Annotated in this window: 22 protein-coding genes; 14 read left to right on the top strand and 8 right to left on the bottom strand. The window is 66.1% G+C overall.

Annotated elements, in window-relative coordinates; all coding sequences use genetic code 11:
- The first annotated feature begins 123 nt into the window (after positions 1-123).
- Positions 124-549, top strand: a complete 426-nt coding sequence (locus A5764_RS04585) for a nuclear transport factor 2 family protein (protein WP_067109275.1) — start codon at positions 124-126, stop codon at positions 547-549.
- Positions 550-553: 4 nt separating this feature from the next.
- Here the strand turns inward: A5764_RS04585 and A5764_RS29205 are convergent, their stop codons facing one another.
- Positions 554-970 (bottom strand): hypothetical protein, encoded by a 417-nt coding sequence (locus tag A5764_RS29205; RefSeq protein WP_067109272.1) that lies wholly within the window; start codon positions 968-970, stop codon positions 554-556.
- A 67-nt stretch (positions 971-1,037) separates the two neighbouring features.
- Positions 1,038-1,526 carry a MarR family winged helix-turn-helix transcriptional regulator gene (locus A5764_RS04575; protein ID WP_067109269.1) on the bottom strand — a complete coding sequence of 163 codons (489 nt, stop codon included), beginning with the start codon at positions 1,524-1,526 and terminating at the stop codon, positions 1,038-1,040.
- Between the two features lie 333 nt (positions 1,527-1,859).
- Here A5764_RS04575 and A5764_RS04570 point away from each other — a divergent pair, with 333 nt between their 5' ends.
- The 5 genes from A5764_RS04570 to A5764_RS29650 all read left to right on the top strand — a co-directional run bounded on the left by A5764_RS04570 (position 1,860) and on the right by A5764_RS29650 (position 4,649).
- Complete coding sequence (locus A5764_RS04570) at positions 1,860-2,240, top strand: DoxX family protein (RefSeq protein WP_067109267.1); 381 nt, start codon at positions 1,860-1,862, stop codon at positions 2,238-2,240.
- On the top strand, positions 2,237-3,427 hold the full coding sequence (locus A5764_RS29975) for a YceI family protein (RefSeq protein WP_082951491.1): 1,191 nt from the start codon (positions 2,237-2,239) through the stop codon (positions 3,425-3,427). The genes A5764_RS04570 and A5764_RS29975 overlap by 4 nt, the downstream gene beginning before the upstream one ends.
- 416 nt (positions 3,428-3,843) lie before the next feature.
- On the top strand, positions 3,844-4,116 hold the full coding sequence (locus tag A5764_RS04560; protein ID WP_067109264.1) for a type II toxin-antitoxin system Phd/YefM family antitoxin: 273 nt from the start codon (positions 3,844-3,846) through the stop codon (positions 4,114-4,116).
- A gap of 3 nt (positions 4,117-4,119) precedes the next feature.
- The gene (locus A5764_RS04555) at positions 4,120-4,521 is read left to right on the top strand and encodes a type II toxin-antitoxin system VapC family toxin (RefSeq protein WP_067109262.1); all 402 of its coding nucleotides are present in this window, start codon (positions 4,120-4,122) and stop codon (positions 4,519-4,521) included.
- Between the two features lie 2 nt (positions 4,522-4,523).
- Positions 4,524-4,649: a hypothetical protein gene (locus A5764_RS29650; RefSeq protein ID WP_255361034.1), complete on the top strand. Its 126-nt coding sequence runs from the start codon at positions 4,524-4,526 to the stop codon at positions 4,647-4,649.
- A gap of 82 nt (positions 4,650-4,731) precedes the next feature.
- On the opposite strand, the gene A5764_RS04550 is transcribed toward A5764_RS29650, so the two are convergent.
- Positions 4,732-5,214: a MarR family winged helix-turn-helix transcriptional regulator gene (locus A5764_RS04550; protein WP_067109259.1), complete on the bottom strand. Its 483-nt coding sequence runs from the start codon at positions 5,212-5,214 to the stop codon at positions 4,732-4,734.
- 96 nt (positions 5,215-5,310) lie between these two features.
- On the opposite strand from A5764_RS04550, the gene A5764_RS04545 reads away from it, so the two are divergent.
- From A5764_RS04545 to A5764_RS04535, 3 genes are read left to right on the top strand one after another with little or no spacing between them, the layout of a single operon-like run.
- A complete protein-coding gene (locus A5764_RS04545) occupies positions 5,311-5,946 on the top strand; it encodes an NADPH-dependent F420 reductase (protein WP_156664496.1) in 636 nt (211 codons plus the stop codon).
- Between the two features lie 23 nt (positions 5,947-5,969).
- Positions 5,970-6,905, top strand: a complete 936-nt coding sequence (locus A5764_RS04540; protein WP_067109256.1) for an SDR family oxidoreductase — start codon at positions 5,970-5,972, stop codon at positions 6,903-6,905.
- A gap of 48 nt (positions 6,906-6,953) precedes the next feature.
- Positions 6,954-7,391, top strand: coding sequence for a nuclear transport factor 2 family protein (locus A5764_RS04535; protein WP_067109253.1), 438 nt, complete (start codon positions 6,954-6,956; stop codon positions 7,389-7,391).
- Positions 7,392-7,597: 206 nt separating this feature from the next.
- Here A5764_RS04535 and A5764_RS04530 read toward each other — a convergent pair whose 3' ends face one another.
- Entirely contained in the window at positions 7,598-8,506 is a 909-nt protein-coding gene (locus tag A5764_RS04530) for a class I SAM-dependent methyltransferase (RefSeq protein ID WP_067109250.1), read from the bottom strand.
- A gap of 111 nt (positions 8,507-8,617) precedes the next feature.
- Here A5764_RS04530 and A5764_RS04525 point away from each other — a divergent pair, with 111 nt between their 5' ends.
- Together A5764_RS04525 and A5764_RS04520 are read left to right on the top strand one after the other, a co-directional pair.
- Positions 8,618-9,760, top strand: coding sequence for a GTP-binding protein (locus A5764_RS04525; protein WP_067109247.1), 1,143 nt, complete (start codon positions 8,618-8,620; stop codon positions 9,758-9,760).
- A 24-nt stretch (positions 9,761-9,784) separates the two neighbouring features.
- On the top strand, positions 9,785-10,057 hold the full coding sequence (locus A5764_RS04520; RefSeq protein WP_067109244.1) for an ANTAR domain-containing protein: 273 nt from the start codon (positions 9,785-9,787) through the stop codon (positions 10,055-10,057).
- A 115-nt stretch (positions 10,058-10,172) separates the two neighbouring features.
- On the opposite strand, the gene A5764_RS04515 is transcribed toward A5764_RS04520, so the two are convergent.
- Both A5764_RS04515 and mrf read right to left on the bottom strand, forming a co-directional pair.
- On the bottom strand, positions 10,173-10,466 hold the full coding sequence (locus A5764_RS04515) for a type B 50S ribosomal protein L31 (protein ID WP_067109242.1): 294 nt from the start codon (positions 10,464-10,466) through the stop codon (positions 10,173-10,175).
- Positions 10,463-11,662 (bottom strand): ribosome hibernation factor-recruiting GTPase MRF, encoded by a 1,200-nt coding sequence (mrf, locus tag A5764_RS04510; RefSeq protein ID WP_067109239.1) that lies wholly within the window; start codon positions 11,660-11,662, stop codon positions 10,463-10,465. The genes A5764_RS04515 and mrf overlap by 4 nt, the downstream gene beginning before the upstream one ends.
- A gap of 114 nt (positions 11,663-11,776) precedes the next feature.
- On the opposite strand from mrf, the gene rpmB reads away from it, so the two are divergent.
- Genes rpmB through rpsR form a run of 3 tightly spaced genes read left to right on the top strand, consistent with a single transcriptional unit; the run spans position 11,777 to position 12,443 of the window.
- Positions 11,777-12,013 (top strand): 50S ribosomal protein L28, encoded by a 237-nt coding sequence (gene rpmB, locus A5764_RS04505; protein ID WP_067109308.1) that lies wholly within the window; start codon positions 11,777-11,779, stop codon positions 12,011-12,013.
- Positions 12,013-12,177 carry a 50S ribosomal protein L33 gene (gene rpmG, locus A5764_RS04500; protein ID WP_067109236.1) on the top strand — a complete coding sequence of 55 codons (165 nt, stop codon included), beginning with the start codon at positions 12,013-12,015 and terminating at the stop codon, positions 12,175-12,177. The genes rpmB and rpmG overlap by 1 nt, the downstream gene beginning before the upstream one ends.
- 2 nt (positions 12,178-12,179) lie before the next feature.
- Positions 12,180-12,443: a 30S ribosomal protein S18 gene (rpsR, locus tag A5764_RS04495; protein WP_067109231.1), complete on the top strand. Its 264-nt coding sequence runs from the start codon at positions 12,180-12,182 to the stop codon at positions 12,441-12,443.
- A 400-nt stretch (positions 12,444-12,843) separates the two neighbouring features.
- Here rpsR and A5764_RS04490 read toward each other — a convergent pair whose 3' ends face one another.
- Together A5764_RS04490 and A5764_RS04485 are read right to left on the bottom strand one after the other, a co-directional pair.
- Positions 12,844-13,569 (bottom strand): TIGR03943 family protein, encoded by a 726-nt coding sequence (locus tag A5764_RS04490; RefSeq protein WP_067109229.1) that lies wholly within the window; start codon positions 13,567-13,569, stop codon positions 12,844-12,846.
- Positions 13,570-13,584: 15 nt separating this feature from the next.
- Positions 13,585-14,535, bottom strand: coding sequence for a permease (locus tag A5764_RS04485; RefSeq protein WP_197501208.1), 951 nt, complete (start codon positions 14,533-14,535; stop codon positions 13,585-13,587).
- Positions 14,536-14,842: the final 307 nt, after the last annotated feature.

Genomic DNA, 14,842 nt, shown 5'->3' with positions numbered 1-14,842 from the left:
GATTTCCGGAAATCCGTTGGGTCGTCTGCTTTTTCGGGTCACTGCGTAGCCGCGCCGTTTCGGCGGGTGGGCGCACCGATCAGATCTCACCAACCACGAGCACGAAGGACACGAGGAATAGCCATGACCACCTTCGCCCCGCACCGCGACACCGTGGAGTCATTCGTTGACTGCATGCACGGCGGCGCAGACAAAGACGCCCTCTCCGAAATCCTCGCCGAGGACGTCGTGCTGTACAGCCCGCTCGGCGATGAGCCAACCGCCGGCCGCGAGGCAGTCCTAGAAGCCATGCGAGGGATCGGCACGGTCGCGGCCGACCTCACCTACAAGGAGATCCTCAGCGGCGCCACCCACCACGCCGCGTACTTCCGGCTCCAGGTCGAAGACACCGTGGTCAACGGGATGGACTACATCCTGCTCGACACGGACGGCAAGATCGCCGAGGTGACCATCTGGTGGCGTCCGCTGCCGTCCGGCGTCCAGATGCAGCGCCACCTTGCGGGCCTGCTCGGCATGAAGCCCTGGGAATTGTCCACCCACGAGGAGTAAGGGGTCACCGCTGTCCGCCAAGGCCGCTGTCCGCCAAGGGGCAGCTGGGAGCTTCCCGCAGTCGGTTGCCCACCGCGACGCGAAACTCGTTGTCAGAACCCGGGGAGTGCCTGCCCGAGCCGACGATGGAGTAGTCGTCGGGCATGCGTCCGGCGGCGGCCAGCCGGTACAGGCCGGGGAACAGCTTGCACTTGGCCAGGTCGCCCGTGGCGCCGAACAGCACGAAGACGTGGGGTGGCAAGCGGTCGGGATCCGTCACGCCCGCAACCCGTAGGTCGCGCGGCGCGATCTCGACCTCTTCGGTCAGTGCCGGGTGTATCCAGTCCGGGCGATGAGCGAGGTCGTCGGCCTCTGTGGCGAATTCGATTGCCAGGGCGAGGATTTGGATGCGGCCAGCCGCCCGGGAGCCCTTCGCGCGCACCCCAAGCAAGTGGTTGGTGGCGCCGTCGACCAGACGGAATCACGATCGACGGGCGGAGCTGATGGGACTAGCCCGACTCGGCGATCCGGTCGGTGATGGCCTGGGCCGCTCTTCCCAGTTTCATCAGCTCGGCCTTCGTCAACGGCTCCACGACCAGTTCGCGTACCTTCGCGACGTGCAGGGGGGCCGCGGCGACGACCCTCCTCATCCCGGCCTTCGTGAGCTTCACCACGTTTGCCCTAGCGTCATCGGCACTGGTCCGCTTCACCACCAACCCATTGTCCGCGAGGCGTCTGACCACGTGCGACAGCCGCGATAACGAGGAGTTCGCCCTGGAGGCGAGCTCCGACATCCGCAGCGCCTTCTCGTCGGCTTCCGAGAGATTCGCCAGCACGAGGTACTCAAACGTCGTCAGTCCTGCGGTGCGCTGCAGATCACTTTCCAGGGCCGCCGGAAGCTCCATCATCATCGAGAGGAGCTGACGCCACGCACGCTGCTGATCGTCGTCGAGCCACACCGTTTCGGGTTGACGACGCTTGCGCTCGGGCCGCGTCACCGAGACGACCCGATGGTTTCCGATCGCCCAACTGTCATCCGGACCTCCTCCATCTGAAGGATAGTTCAACCGTCAACCGCTGACCGGCAATGGCTCCGTCGCGGCAATCCCGCGGCACCGGTGGGCGTCCGATCGGTGTCGAGGCGTCACAGTCTGCATCGCCGCAGGAGTGAGCCGATGGGTGTGCCGTTAGTTGACGCGTCACGTTAACGCCTGCTATGTTAATTGACGCATCAACTAATGGGCCCGTCCGCGTGAATTCGAGATTCGCGGGTGCGACCGGTCGGGTCATCGGCCTTGTGTTCGCCACATACACGTCTTCGAGGAGCCCACGTGGAGATCGCGGTTTGGATCGCGTCCGGATTGCTCGCCGCCGCATATCTTTTCGCTGGTGGCATGAAACTGCTGACGCCGAAGGAGCGCCTGGCGAAGAACCCCGCGATGGCTGGCGCCGCCGAGGCATTCTCCGCGACGGCGATCAACCTCATCGGCGGCGTGGAGGTGGCCGGCGCTCTCGGCCTGATCCTGCCGTGGCTGACCGGCATCGCGCCCATCCTGACGCCCGCCGCGGCCGTGGGCCTCGCACTGCTGCAGGTGGGTGCGGCGGTGTTTCACGGTCGACGCGGAGAGTACAAGCAGTGGCCTGTGAACGCCGTGTTCCTGGCGCTGGCGGTCTTCGTCGCCGTCGCTCGGACCTCGGAGGTCGTGCGATGACCGGCCCTTTGCAGTTCGCCGTCGTGGGCACCGGCAGCATCGGTGGGGTTCTGGCGCAACGGTTCTCCGACCACCAGGTCCCGGCACTTTTTGCCAACACGCGAGGTCCGGAGACGATCGATGTCACCGACCTGTCCCCCTCGATCACGCCGGTCACCCTCGACACAGCCCTGGATGCGGACGTGATCATCCTGGCCATACCGTTCCTTCAGGTCCGCGAGTTGGGTCGACGCCGTGCGGACTGGTCCGGCAAGATCATCGTCGACACGACGAACGCGTTCCTGGTGCCGAACTCCGCGGAAATCCTCGGCGGCCGCCTGTCGACCGATTTCAACGCCGAGGCCTTCCCCGGCGCCGCGGTGGTCAAGTCGTTCAACCAAACCGCCGCCAGGCACTTTGCCGAGAAGCGTCCGTTCGAGTTCGGAAAACGCGTTGTCTTCGTGGCCAGCAACGACCCCGCGGCGAGCGCGGTGATAGCCGGACTGTGCACCGATCTCGGCTTCGCTCCGATCGAACTGGGACGTATCGACGAGGGTGGCGTACTCATCCAAGCCCGCAACGCCCTGGTGTTGCGCAATCTCTACGAACTGCCCTCGGAACTCGAAAGGAACACGCACATGACGTCGACTGTCACTCGGGATCTCATCCCCGGTAGGTGGACGATCGACCCGGTCCACTCGTCCATCACGTTCTCGGTTCGCCACCTGGTGGTCGGTAGGGTACGTGGGCGGTTCGACGACTTCTCCGGTGCAATCACGGTGCCCGAGAATGGAATTCCGAGCGTTGCGGTCACCATAGCGGTTGGCTCGGTGAACACCGCCAACCCGGACCGCGATCAGCACCTACGGGGACCCGACATCTTCGGCGCCGAGGAGTTCCCCACCGCGACCCTCGTCTCGGTCGATATGCACGGTACCGAGAAGGACGACTGGGTACTCGTGGTTGATTTCACCCTGCGCGGAATCACCAAACGACTCCCGCTGGCGTTTTCGTTTCTCGGCGTAAGCCCCGGCATGGGTCACGGTGAGGTGGCCGGTTTCGAAGGTGTGATCAAGCTGAAGCGTAGTGATTTCGGCGTCCTGACCGACACTCCCGTGCTCTCCGGAGGTGGGCCGATGGTCGGAGACACCGTCGACGTCACCGTTTGCGTGGAGGCGGTCAAGGAACCCTCTGCGCCGACGGGATGAGGTCCGAAGCCACCGCGTGGCGTACATCGCGACTGGATCCAAGACCCCGGGCATCGGCAACATCGCCGATGTGGCGGCCCGCGCCGTCGTGCACCAGAGGACAGGTGGCGCAACGTTGTGTCCAGCCCCCCACCTGGGCCCGTTGCACTGGACGGTGTGACTGAGGGCTGCTGGCGGAACAGCGCTTGCGACAGAGCAAGTGGCGCTTACAGCACTGACTGCATTAGTTGACGTATAAAGTTGTGGCGATGAGATTAGTCGATGCATCAATCAAATATACTTTAGGGTTGCGCCGGCGCGGTGGGACTGTTCTATCCGCGGTACGCAGCGCCTGGACAGTTGTAATCGTGCGCACCCGTCTGGGCCGACGAAGCTCGGACGCCGCATGTACTACAAATATGTAGTACAATGTTGCTATGAGTGAAGTACCTCTGCGAATGCTCAACCAAGAGACCGCGAAAGTCGTGGCCCGCGTCAAGCGTGGCGAACAGATCACCCTTACGGAGCGCGGCCAGGTGATCGCTCGAATCATCCCCGCCACCACGGGCCCGCTCGATGCGCTGATCACTGCTGGCAGGGTCCAACCGGCGACGCTGACCGGCCCAGCGCCGCGGCCTACGATCCCGGCTCACGACGGTCTCGACGCCGGCGCGCTGTTGGAGCGGCTGCGTGCCGACGAGCGCTATTAGCCGGTGATCTACCTGGATACCTCGGCGTTGGTCAAGCTCGTCCGCATCGAGCCCGAATCCGATGCCTTAGCTGACTGGCTCGATGAACGCACCGACGCACCTTGGATCACATCTGCTTTGGCTGAAGTCGAGCTGGCCAGAGCCGTCCGTGCAATCGCCCCGGAAGGCTTATCTGCGGTCCCCTCAGTGCTGGCCCGCCTGGATCGGTTCGAAATCGACGAGGTCGTCCGCGCGACCGCAGCTGCCTACCCGGATCCGGCGTTACGCTCGCTCGACGCGATACACCTGGCCACCGTGCAAATCGCTGCAGCAACGGCACCGTTGACTGCCATGGTCTGCTATGACAATCGCCTCAACGACGCCGCCCGGGCCCTCGGGATAGCGATCGCCACACCCGGACGCTAATGATGAAACGAAACGAACGCCCATGCAGGCGAACACTTGTCGAGACGTTCGCCACCGCCACCGCCGCCGCCATCGCCGCCGTCCTCATCGACAACGCCATCCCGACGGCAGTGGTGGTCGCGAGCTGAACCGCTGATGGACGCTACTGGCCGTCGAGACCCGGGGGGGTAGCCGCGTTTGATGAGGTAGAACGCTCGTGGCCAGCGCAGGTCAGAGGGCCTCGCCCTCGGCCGGGATGCCGTCGCGGGTGGCGAGGTGGCGCATGATTCGTTCGTTGAGGGTGGCGAGGATGTCGAGCTCGGCTGGGGTGAACAGGTTGATGAAGTTCCGGCGGACGTCCTCTACGTGTCGTGGTGCGGCTCTTTCGATGGCGGCGCGGCCGGCCGGCAGCAGGCGGACCATGGTGCTGCGGGCGTCGTCGGGGTTGAGTTCGCGGCTGATCAGCCCGTCCTGCTGCATGCGCCGCAACTGGTGGGAGAGGCGACTCTTCTCCCAGTCCAGCGCGGTGCATAGATCGCGGGCGGTCATGCGGTCGCTGTCGATTGCCGAGAGCACCACCAAAACGTCGTAATCGGGCCCGGACAGGCCCGAGTCCTGTAGCCCTCGGTTCAGGCGGGCGACGAGCTGCCGTTGCGCGAACACGAAGGCTCGCCACGCGCGGTCTTCGGCGGGACTCAGCCAGGTCGGTTCCATCGGCCCACACTACCTCGATTGGTTGACACCTCACCCAAAGCCCGCTTATGGTTGAAGCGTCAACATATCTGGTCATCAACCAAGAGGGAGTGTTTCGTGAACGGCAACATCAGCATCATCGGCGTCGGGAACATGGCCAGCGCACTGGCCCAACGCGCACTTGCCGGCGGCAACGCAGTCGAGATCATCGGCCGCGACTCGACCAAGGCCAACGAATTGGCCGCCGCGCTCGACGGCGCCACGGTGGGGACGCCCGGAAACGCCCCGGTCGGGGACATCGTCATCCTCGCCGTGCCGTACACCAGCGCGGCAGAGGTGGTCAGCGGGTACGGGGACGCCCTGAGCGGCAAGATCGTCATCGACATCACCAACCCCGTCGCCCCCGACATGACGGGCTTGCTCACCCCCGAGGGCAGTTCCAGCGCGCAGGAGATCGCCAAGGCCGCCCCCGCGGGCGCCCACGTGGTCAAGGCCTTCAACACCGTGTTCGGCCACGTTTTGACCGCCGCCGCGGCCGAGGGCCGCTCGTTGGACGTGTTCCTCGCCGGTGACGACGCGCAGGCGAGGACTCGCGTGTCAGCGTTCGTCGAGAGCCTGGGTCTGCGCCCGCTGGACGCCGGGCCGCTGCCCATGGCGCGGGCCCTGGAGAACGCCGGCCTGTTGGAAATAAGCCTCATGAACCACGCACTCGAGAACACCAGCTTCGCGCTGGGCGTCACCGTTCTGGACTGAACGACCCTGGAAAGGGCAATCACATGCACGTTTTCATCACTGGCGGAACCGGCCATGCCGGTTCGCACATCGTCCCCGAGCTCATCGCCGCCGGGCACGAGGTCACCGGCCTGGCCCGGTCGGACGCGTCCGCGGCGGCCCTGTCCGCGCAGGGTGCCGAGGTGCGTCGCGGCAGCCTCGAGGATCTCGACGGGCTCAAGGAGGCGGCCGCGAACGCCGACGGCGTCATCCACGTCGCGCACAGGCAGGACCTGCTTCCCTCCGGCGGGATAGACGCCGTGGCCGCCGCCGAGCTGCCGATCATGCTCGCCTACGGAGATGCATTGGCGGAGACCGGAAAGCCGCTGGTCGCAGCGGGCAGTATCGGCGGCCCTGGGAACCTGGGCCGGCCGGCCACCGAGGAAGACCCGGCCCTTCCCAGCGGCGAGGAATACAAGGGCACCCTGCGGGTCCGCAATGTCGTGGAACTCGCCGTAATCGGCCTCGCCGAGCGGGGAGTGCGGTCTTCGATCGTGCGGCTTCCGCTCATCGCGCACAGCACGACCGATAGTGCCGGCTTCCTCCCGGGTCTGATCGCGACCGCGAAGGAGAAGGGCTTCGCCGGCTACCCCGGAGACGGCACGAACCTCTGGAACGCCGTGCACATCCGCGACGCCGCCTCCTTGTTCCGCCTAGCGCTGGAGAAGGGTCCGGCAGGCAAGTATTGGCACGCAGTTCAGGATGAGGGCATCCCGCTGCGCGAGATCGCCGAGGCCATTGGCAGCCGGCTGGGCCTGCCCACCGTGAGTGTGCCCGAAGATGTGCTCATGCTGCCGGGATACTTCGGGCCCCTCACGAACCTGGTCACGCTGAGTCTCCCGGCGACCAGCCTCCTCACGCGCCAGACCCTGGGCTGGGAACCCACCCAGCCCAAGCTGCTCGCCGACTTGGACAACGGGCATTACTTTCCGAACGACTGACGAACTGGGCGCGCCGGCCAATCCGCTGACATTGCAACAGGAGTAATCATGACCACCTTCGCCCCGCATCGCGACACCCTGGAGTCCTTCGTCGACTGCATCAACGGGGCCGGCGACAAAGGCGTCGACACAGACGCGTTGTCCCGTTTGCTTGCCGAGGACGTGCTGATCCACGGCCCGTTCGGCGATGATCCGGTGACCGGCCGCGAGGCGGTCGTGGAGACCATTCGATCCGTCAATGGACTGTCGTCCGACGACACCTACACGGAGGTCCTCAGCGGCGACACCCACCACGCCGCACACTTCCGGCTGCAGGTCGGAGACGCCGCCGTCAACGGAATATTCTTCGTCCTGCTCGACGCGGACGGCAAGATCGCCGAGGTGAGCATCTTCTACCGCACGCTGCCGGCCGGCGTCGCGCTGCAGCGCAACATGGCAACTGCTCTCGGGTGGCAGCCCTGGGAACTACGCACGAACGACGAGTGAGTCGGTCACGCGTGCCGTCACATGTTCCAGACTGCGACAAGGCGTTTGCCTTCACCGCTGCGTGTCGAGTCAGCCGTCGACCGCCCCCCACTCACCCGCGCGAACGCTAGTCCGGAATTCCCAAAGGCGTTCCCGCAGCGCATCAAAACGGCCCCCGGAGGGATTTCCGGGGGCCGTGGTGCCTGATGGCGCGAAGGACGACTAACTCATGCCCTGGTCGCGCTGACCAGAGTGTTGCGGGCGATCATCGGCCCGGCTTCGGTGTCCGGGCCGGGAACCGGCCGGCCGACCTTGCGGAGGTAATCGGTCAGCGGAGTGCCGACGGCGGTCCAGCCTCGCCGGCCGAACCATTCGGTGGCCGGCGCGCATTGCTCGTTGTAGACCAACTGGAAAAACGGGCGCTCTTCGGTACCTTCGGCCATCGCGGCGCGTTCTTCTTCGACCTTGGCCTCGAATTCGTCCGGATCCAGCGGGGCACCGTCTTCGACGGCGACGTGGCTGCCGTGGCCGGCCAGACCGTCCACGCCGGCGAACAGTTGCTCCTGCGCGGCGGCCGGGAGGTAGTTCAGCAGGCCCTCGGCGATCCACGCGGACGGCTTAGCGGCGTCAAAGCCACTGTCGCGCAAGGCTTGTGGCCAATCCTCACGAAGATCGATAGCGATCTCGCGGCGCTCGGCGCGCGGTTGGGCGCCGTGGCCGGTGAGCACCTCGCGCTTGAAATCCAGCACCTGCGGACGGTCGAGCTCGAAGATCGTCGTCGCGGCCGGCCAGTCCAAGCGATAGGCGCGCGAGTCCAGTCCCGCCGCCAAGATGACCACCTGCCGCACGCCCGCGTCGGCGGCCCGACGGAAATACTCGTCGAAGTACTTGGTGCGGGCGCCCTGAAAGTTGACGAAATGCTCGCCGAAGTCGGCGGTCTTCAGCGGGTGGTCGGGTTCCTTGCCGTCCAAAACGTCAGCCGCGGGACCGCCGACGGCGCGGCAGAACAGCTCCGCGTAGGGGTCGACGGCCAGCGGGTCGGGTTTCTGCGCCTCCAGCGCTCGCGCGGTTGCCACGAACAACGCCGTCGAACCGACACTCGTTGTGATGTCCCAGGTATCGCCCTCGCTACGCACCCTCCCGACACTACCCGGACGGATTGGGGCGGCCCGTGGCGGCGGCACCGCAGCGGTATCCCGCACCGCTCTGCCATTTGCACCTTTATTGAAAATGATTATCATTACGCCATGCCTTCGCGAAGCTCTCAGCTGCTCCCCGTCACCGTGCTGTCGGGGTTCCTCGGCGCCGGAAAAACGACTCTGCTCAACCACGTGCTGGCCAACCGCGAGGGCCGACGGGTCGCGGTGATCGTCAACGACATGAGTGAGGTCAACATCGACGCCGCGCTCGTCGCTGGAACGGGCTACCTGGACCGCACCGAGGAGAAGCTGGTCGAGCTGACGAACGGCTGCATTTGCTGCACGTTGCGCGAAGACCTCATCGAGTCGGTTGCTCGACTAGCATCCGCGGGCCGCTTCGATCACCTCCTGATCGAGTCGACGGGCATCTCCGAACCCATGCCGGTAGCCGCGAGCTTCAGCTGGGAATTCGACAATGGCTTCAGCCTCGGCAGCGTCGCGCGGCTCGACACCATGGTGACGGTCGTCGACGCGTCGACGTTTCTGGGCGAGCTTGCGCGCGGCGAGGCGCTGGCGGACCGCGACCTCGCCGCGGGCGACGGCGACGTCCGCACCATCGCCGACCTGCTGGTTGACCAGGTGGAATTCGCCGACGTCATTCTGCTCAACAAGACCGATCTGGTCAGCGAGAAGACCTGCGCGACGGTGGCCACGGCGCTACGGCGCCTGAATCCGTCGGCGAACATCCTGCCGACCGACCACGGCCGGGTGAAGCTGTCGGAGGTACTGGACACCGGCCTGTTCGATCCCGACCTGGCCGCACAATCGCCTGGCTGGGATCAGGAGGTCACCGACGGACACACGCCAGAGACCGAGGAATACGGCATTTACAGCGTGACGTTTCGCGCGCAGCGGCCCTTACACCCGCAGCGTCTAAATGCGGCGCTGGATCAGCTTCAGGGGTTGCTGCGCAGCAAGGGCTTCTGCTGGATCGCCAGCCGACCCGAGCTGGCGGCGATCTGGTCCCAGGCCGGACCGAACCTGGTGCTTGAACCGGCGCAGTACTGGTCGACCGCGGACTTCCCGCCGGGGCAGGAAATCGTTTTCATCGGTGTCAAGCTCGACCGCAAGCGGGTACTGGGCCTCATGGATTCGGCCTTGCTGACCGACGCTGAAATGGCCGAGGGCCCGCACCGGTGGGTCGGTTACCCCGATCCGCTGCCGCCCTGGGATGTCGTTCACTCCCACTGATCCCATGGCGACGACGGGACGATCATGACTCAGGCGCATGGCTACCGGCCGGGCGAGCACCGGTCACGACGCGAAATCGATCTGGCGATCGGCGTGCTCATGGGTGTCCGACGTTGCTCGGCGCAGGAGGCCCTGGAAGTGCTCGTAGAGGCCATGCGCGCCAGCGGGGTGGGACTCGGCGGGGTCTCTCGTAGCTTGCTCTCCGTTATCAGCGGCGACGTCGAACCAACCGCCGCCTGCGCGGCGGTAGCGCACTGGAACGCGGTGCTGGGTCTGCCTAGCGGCCGCGGCTGCTGATCGGCGTTGACCGCAAGCGATGCGGTTCAGTGGGCAGACGCCACGCCCATCGCATTGGGCCAACAACGGTGTGGACGGTTACCCACCCGGCGACTGGTCGCCGGCGCTTCGCTGCTCAGCGGGTGCCTTCAGCACCGGGTTCAGGTCGGGATGATTGCCGGCTGCCGTAGCGGCGGCGGAATTTCTCCACTTGTCCGGCGGTGTCGACGATCCGGCGTCCGCCGGTCCAAAACGGGTGTGAATCAGAGGTGACTTCAACGACGACGAGCGGGTAGGTCTCGACCCCATGGGGCGTCTGCCACTCGATGGTGCGCGAACTGGTGATGGTCGATCGCGTCAGGAACGTCGCACCCGTTGTGGCGTCCTGGAAGACGACGGGGTGGTAATCGGGGTGAATGCCCGGTTTCATGCGCGGTCTCCGTCCTGCGTGTCATGGGCAACGGTGTCTTGGGTGTTTTCGAGTGGCGCTTGGCAGGGATCTTCGTGCCAGTCGCCGAACGGATCGTCGTAGTGCATCCAGTCCTGCGGGCAGCGGAACTCGTCGTCGGTGAGCAGCGCGCCGTCGAGGGCGTCGACGATCTGCTTGGGTTGTGCCCCGCACACCAGGATGGTCATCGCCGTGTGCCGATCGCCGTGCCGGTCGTCCCACCTCAGTTCGGCGAAGGCGCGTCGTTCCGAATCGATGCCGGCCAGTTCGGCTCCGGTCAGGGCGGCCACCCATTTGCCCGCCGAACTAACCCGCAATCCGGCGCCTGCCGATTCCAGCCACATGGCGTGATCGGGCTGGCTCGCCAGCCACAGCCGTCCCCGGGTTCGGATGACTCCGTCCAGCAGCACGTCCAGACATTCGTGCAGGCGCTGCGGGTGGAAGGGGCGTCGGGCATTGAACTCGACGAGGTTGATCGCACCCCTGGACTCCAGGGGCGGCTGTCCGCCCAGCAGCGGACCGTGGGGATCGTCGCTTCGGCCTCGCCGCGCATCGCGGTACAGATTGCGCAGATCGTGCTCGATGCCGTCTGCGCCCACTCTGATGCGCGCACGCGGTGACAGGCGGTGCAGCGCGGCAGCCACGTAGGGATCGGGGCGGTTGAGCACGGCCAGGTCGGCGAATTCTGCCTGTCCGACCACCACCTGGGCGCACGTACGTCCGTCGTCGAGTTCAGCGTCGCCGAGCGCCTGGCTCAGCCACACCGATGAATCGACACAGGACACCACCGCGGCGATCGACACGTCGAGGGCCGCGGGTCCGTCGACGTACCCCGGCGCCACGCGCACTCGGACATGGTCGATGGCCGCGCAGATCGGTTCGGGTTCCAGCCACGGGGCCAGGTGCACCACGATGCGGTCGACGTCGTCGCGGCGGTGCAGCTGACGCAGCAACACCATCAGGTCGTTGCGGATGGTGCACGACACACACCCGTGCGCGAGTTCGAGCCCGGCCTCGGCTGTCGTCAGCACCCCATTTTGCAGGCTCACCATCGTGCGGCGCACCACATGACCGTCGAAGCGGTGCTCGACGACCAGCGTCCCTGGGGTGCGCAGCAGTGCGCCCACGACCGGGTCGGTGTCCGTCTGGCCCGCGACCAGGATGACGGGCGACCGCATCAGTCTCCTTATCGGTAATGATTTTCATCAACGCTGTCGGTACGGTACCGTATTCGACGGTGCTTGTCGAAAATCATTTTCAATAAGCCCCGTGAGATCGAGGAGGTTGCAACAGTGTCCGCCCATTGCCAAGTGACCGGCCGCGCACCGGGTTTCGGTAACGCGGTGTCGCATTCCCATCGCCGGACTCGTCGGCGCTGGTCCCCCAACATCCAGCTCAAGACGTACTACCTGCCGTCGGAGGGCCGCCGGATTCGGCTGCGGGTCAGCGCCAAGGGCATCAAAGTCATCGACCGCGACGGCATCGAGGCCGTCGTGGCGCGGTTGCGCCGCGAGGGGCAGCGGATCTGATGGCGCGCAACGAAATTCGCCCCATCGTCAAGCTGCGTTCCACGGCGGGCACCGGCTACACCTACATCACCCGCAAGAACCGGCGCAACGACCCGGACCGGCTGGTGCTGCGCAAATACGACCCGGTGGTCCGCCGCCACGTCGACTTCCGAGAGGAGCGCTGAGCATGGCCAGGAAACCTCAGCGGGCTCGCCGTGCTGCCCAGCCCGGCGTCAGGTCGACCAAGAAGAACCTGCTCGCCAGCCTCGGGCTCAAGGCGGTCGACTACAAGGACACCGCCGCGCTGCGCGTGTTCATCTCCGAACGCGGCAAGATCCGCTCCCGTCACGTCACCGGTCTGACCGTCCAACAACAACGGCAGGTTGCCGCCGCGATCAAGAATGCGCGCGAAATGGCGCTACTGCCGTACCCGGGGCAGGCGGCGCGTTGACGTCCGGGCACCGCGGCACCCGCCGCCCGTTCACCGTCATCGTCTGTACCGGCTGCGCGGCCGACGATGACTTCTCGGTCATCGACGAACTACGTCCCACCATCCGACGCTGTCCACGCGCCATGCTCGTCGCCGCCGCCTGCATGCTCGGTCCACTCACCTGCGCGTCTCGCCCAACCGGATGCGGGGTCATGGCCCTGGTGCAACCTTGCACCGATGACCGGGTGGCCTGCGGACCATCCCATTGGGTCGGCCCGATTACCGACAGGGCTGAGGCAGCGGCCCTGCGCGATTGGCTAGAGCTCGGGCGGTGGGAAAACACGCCAGTGCCAAGGGAACTCGGCCGGCATGAGTTTTGGACCCGCAGCGCCAGTCGAAACAATTGAGGTAAACGATCCGATCAATGGGGGTAGGCGTAGGCGTTGGCCGGGGCGTCGATGCGAGTGACCGTCGTGGCCTGCAATGTCGGAGTCGCGACTGAGTGCGGTTGCCGGGCAGCGGGTATCACTTGGCCCTCGACACGAAGCCATGTGTTGTCGGGTAACCCGGCGGCCGCGGCGGCGGCCGGCCCACGCAGATGGATGCGGGCCAGCTGCGCGTCGGCGGCACAGCAGATGATGACGACGCGACCGAGATCTACGCCCTGCGGCTCGTTGAGGACGAAGCCGGTCACGCTGATCGTCCTGTTCGTCAGCGAGCCGGTCGTGTCATGAGCCTCGCGCATCAGCACCTCCGGCAGCGACAGTTCGGGTGCGGCGCCCGGCGGTATCGGTGGAAATGCCTCATTCAGAACGTCGTTGGAGACCGCGGTCACGGATGGGGAGGCGGCCGAGGGCCGCAGCGCCGGTGGCGTCACGAAGCACAGGAGCAGGATGGGGATCACGAGCAGCCAGACGATGCCGACCCTATGAGAGTGCGCGTGGCCGTCATCACTGGTCCGCGCGCCGCCCCGGCGGATATCGCCGATGATCGCAAATAGCGCCAAGGCGATGAGCAGCACGGCCGACGCGGCCAGCCAGGGCAGCAGCCCGGGCTTGACGTAGCGGGTGAACGTGCCGGACGCCGTGATCAGGACGATACTGATGCCCACCAAGAGCAGAACGGTGTTCTCGGTTTCGCGACTCATTTACCTACCACCGATTTACCTACCACCGAGAACGAACAGTCCGACGGCACAGGCGCTTGCAATTGCCACCAGGAGCGTGGCGGGCGCGAAGCGGGCCGCGAAAGCGCGGCCGAACATACCCGCCTGCATCGCAAACAGTTTGACGTCGACGGCCGGGCCCACCACCAGAAACACGAGCCGGGGTAGGAGCGGCACCATCGTCATGCTGGCGGCCACGAAGGCGTCGGCCTCCGAACACAACGCCAGCACCACCGCCAGGGCGGCCATCACGGCCACACCGAGGATGAGGTCGCCCGCCAGGTGCGCGAACACCCACTGCGGTACCACCACGTGCAGCATCGCCGCCGCGGCGGCACCCAACACCAAATAAGATGCCGCCTGAAGGAAGTCGTGCCGGGCCGCTTCGGCGAACACCACCCATCGTGATTGGGTCGAAGCGCCCGAAGGCGGGAGCCGGCGGGTGATCCACTCCGCGCGTCCCCAGCGCGCCCACGCCCAACCCATGATCACCGCGGTCAGCAGTGAAGCGCCCATCCGGGCAACAACCATCATGGGCGCGCCGGGAAACGCCACCGCGGTGGCCACCAGCACCACCGGGTTGATCGCCGGCGCGGCCAGCATGAATGCCAAAGCCGCGGCCCCCGTTGCTCCTCCCTCGCCAAACAATCGCCGCGCCACAGGAACGGACCCACACTCACAACCCGGCAACACCGCCCCGCCGATGCCGGCGGCCAACACCGCCACCGCGGGACGGGGCGGCAACCAGCGTGCCAACCGCTCCGGCGACACGAACGCCGCGATCAACCCGCTGACTATCACCCCGAGCGCGAGGAACGGAACCGCCTGGACGAACACGCCACAGAACACCGTGCCCGCCGTCGACAACGCCGCACTACTGGCGACCCCACTTCGCAGCATCGTCGCCGAGAAGGCGCAGGCCAGCATGATGCCCACCAGGACTTCCATCGACCCGACGCGCAACCTGCGCGCGAAACTCAGCGTCGCCACCGTCTCAGTATGTCAGCGCGCGGACACCCGCACCGGAACCTGCGGGTCGCGCCGTCACGCGTCAATCATCCACGCGGCGACCGCCGACGCACACACGTCACGCATTCGCTCCTGGGATGGAAAGGGAGGCAATGCCTTTCCGCCCAACCGATGCGGATGGGCGCGCTATGCCTACGGAATGTGAGGTGCTAGCCGCCCCATTTGGCGGCTTCGGCCGTGTCGCGGGCGTACATGGCCAGCGTGTTGGAGTCATGGGTGCTGGCCA

It is taken from the genome of Mycobacterium sp. 852002-51057_SCH5723018 (genome assembly GCF_001667035.1).
Lineage (GTDB): Bacteria > Actinomycetota > Actinomycetes > Mycobacteriales > Mycobacteriaceae > Mycobacterium.
Note: the sequence above shows the minus strand (reverse complement) of the source record. Positions and strands in the feature narration are given on the sequence as shown.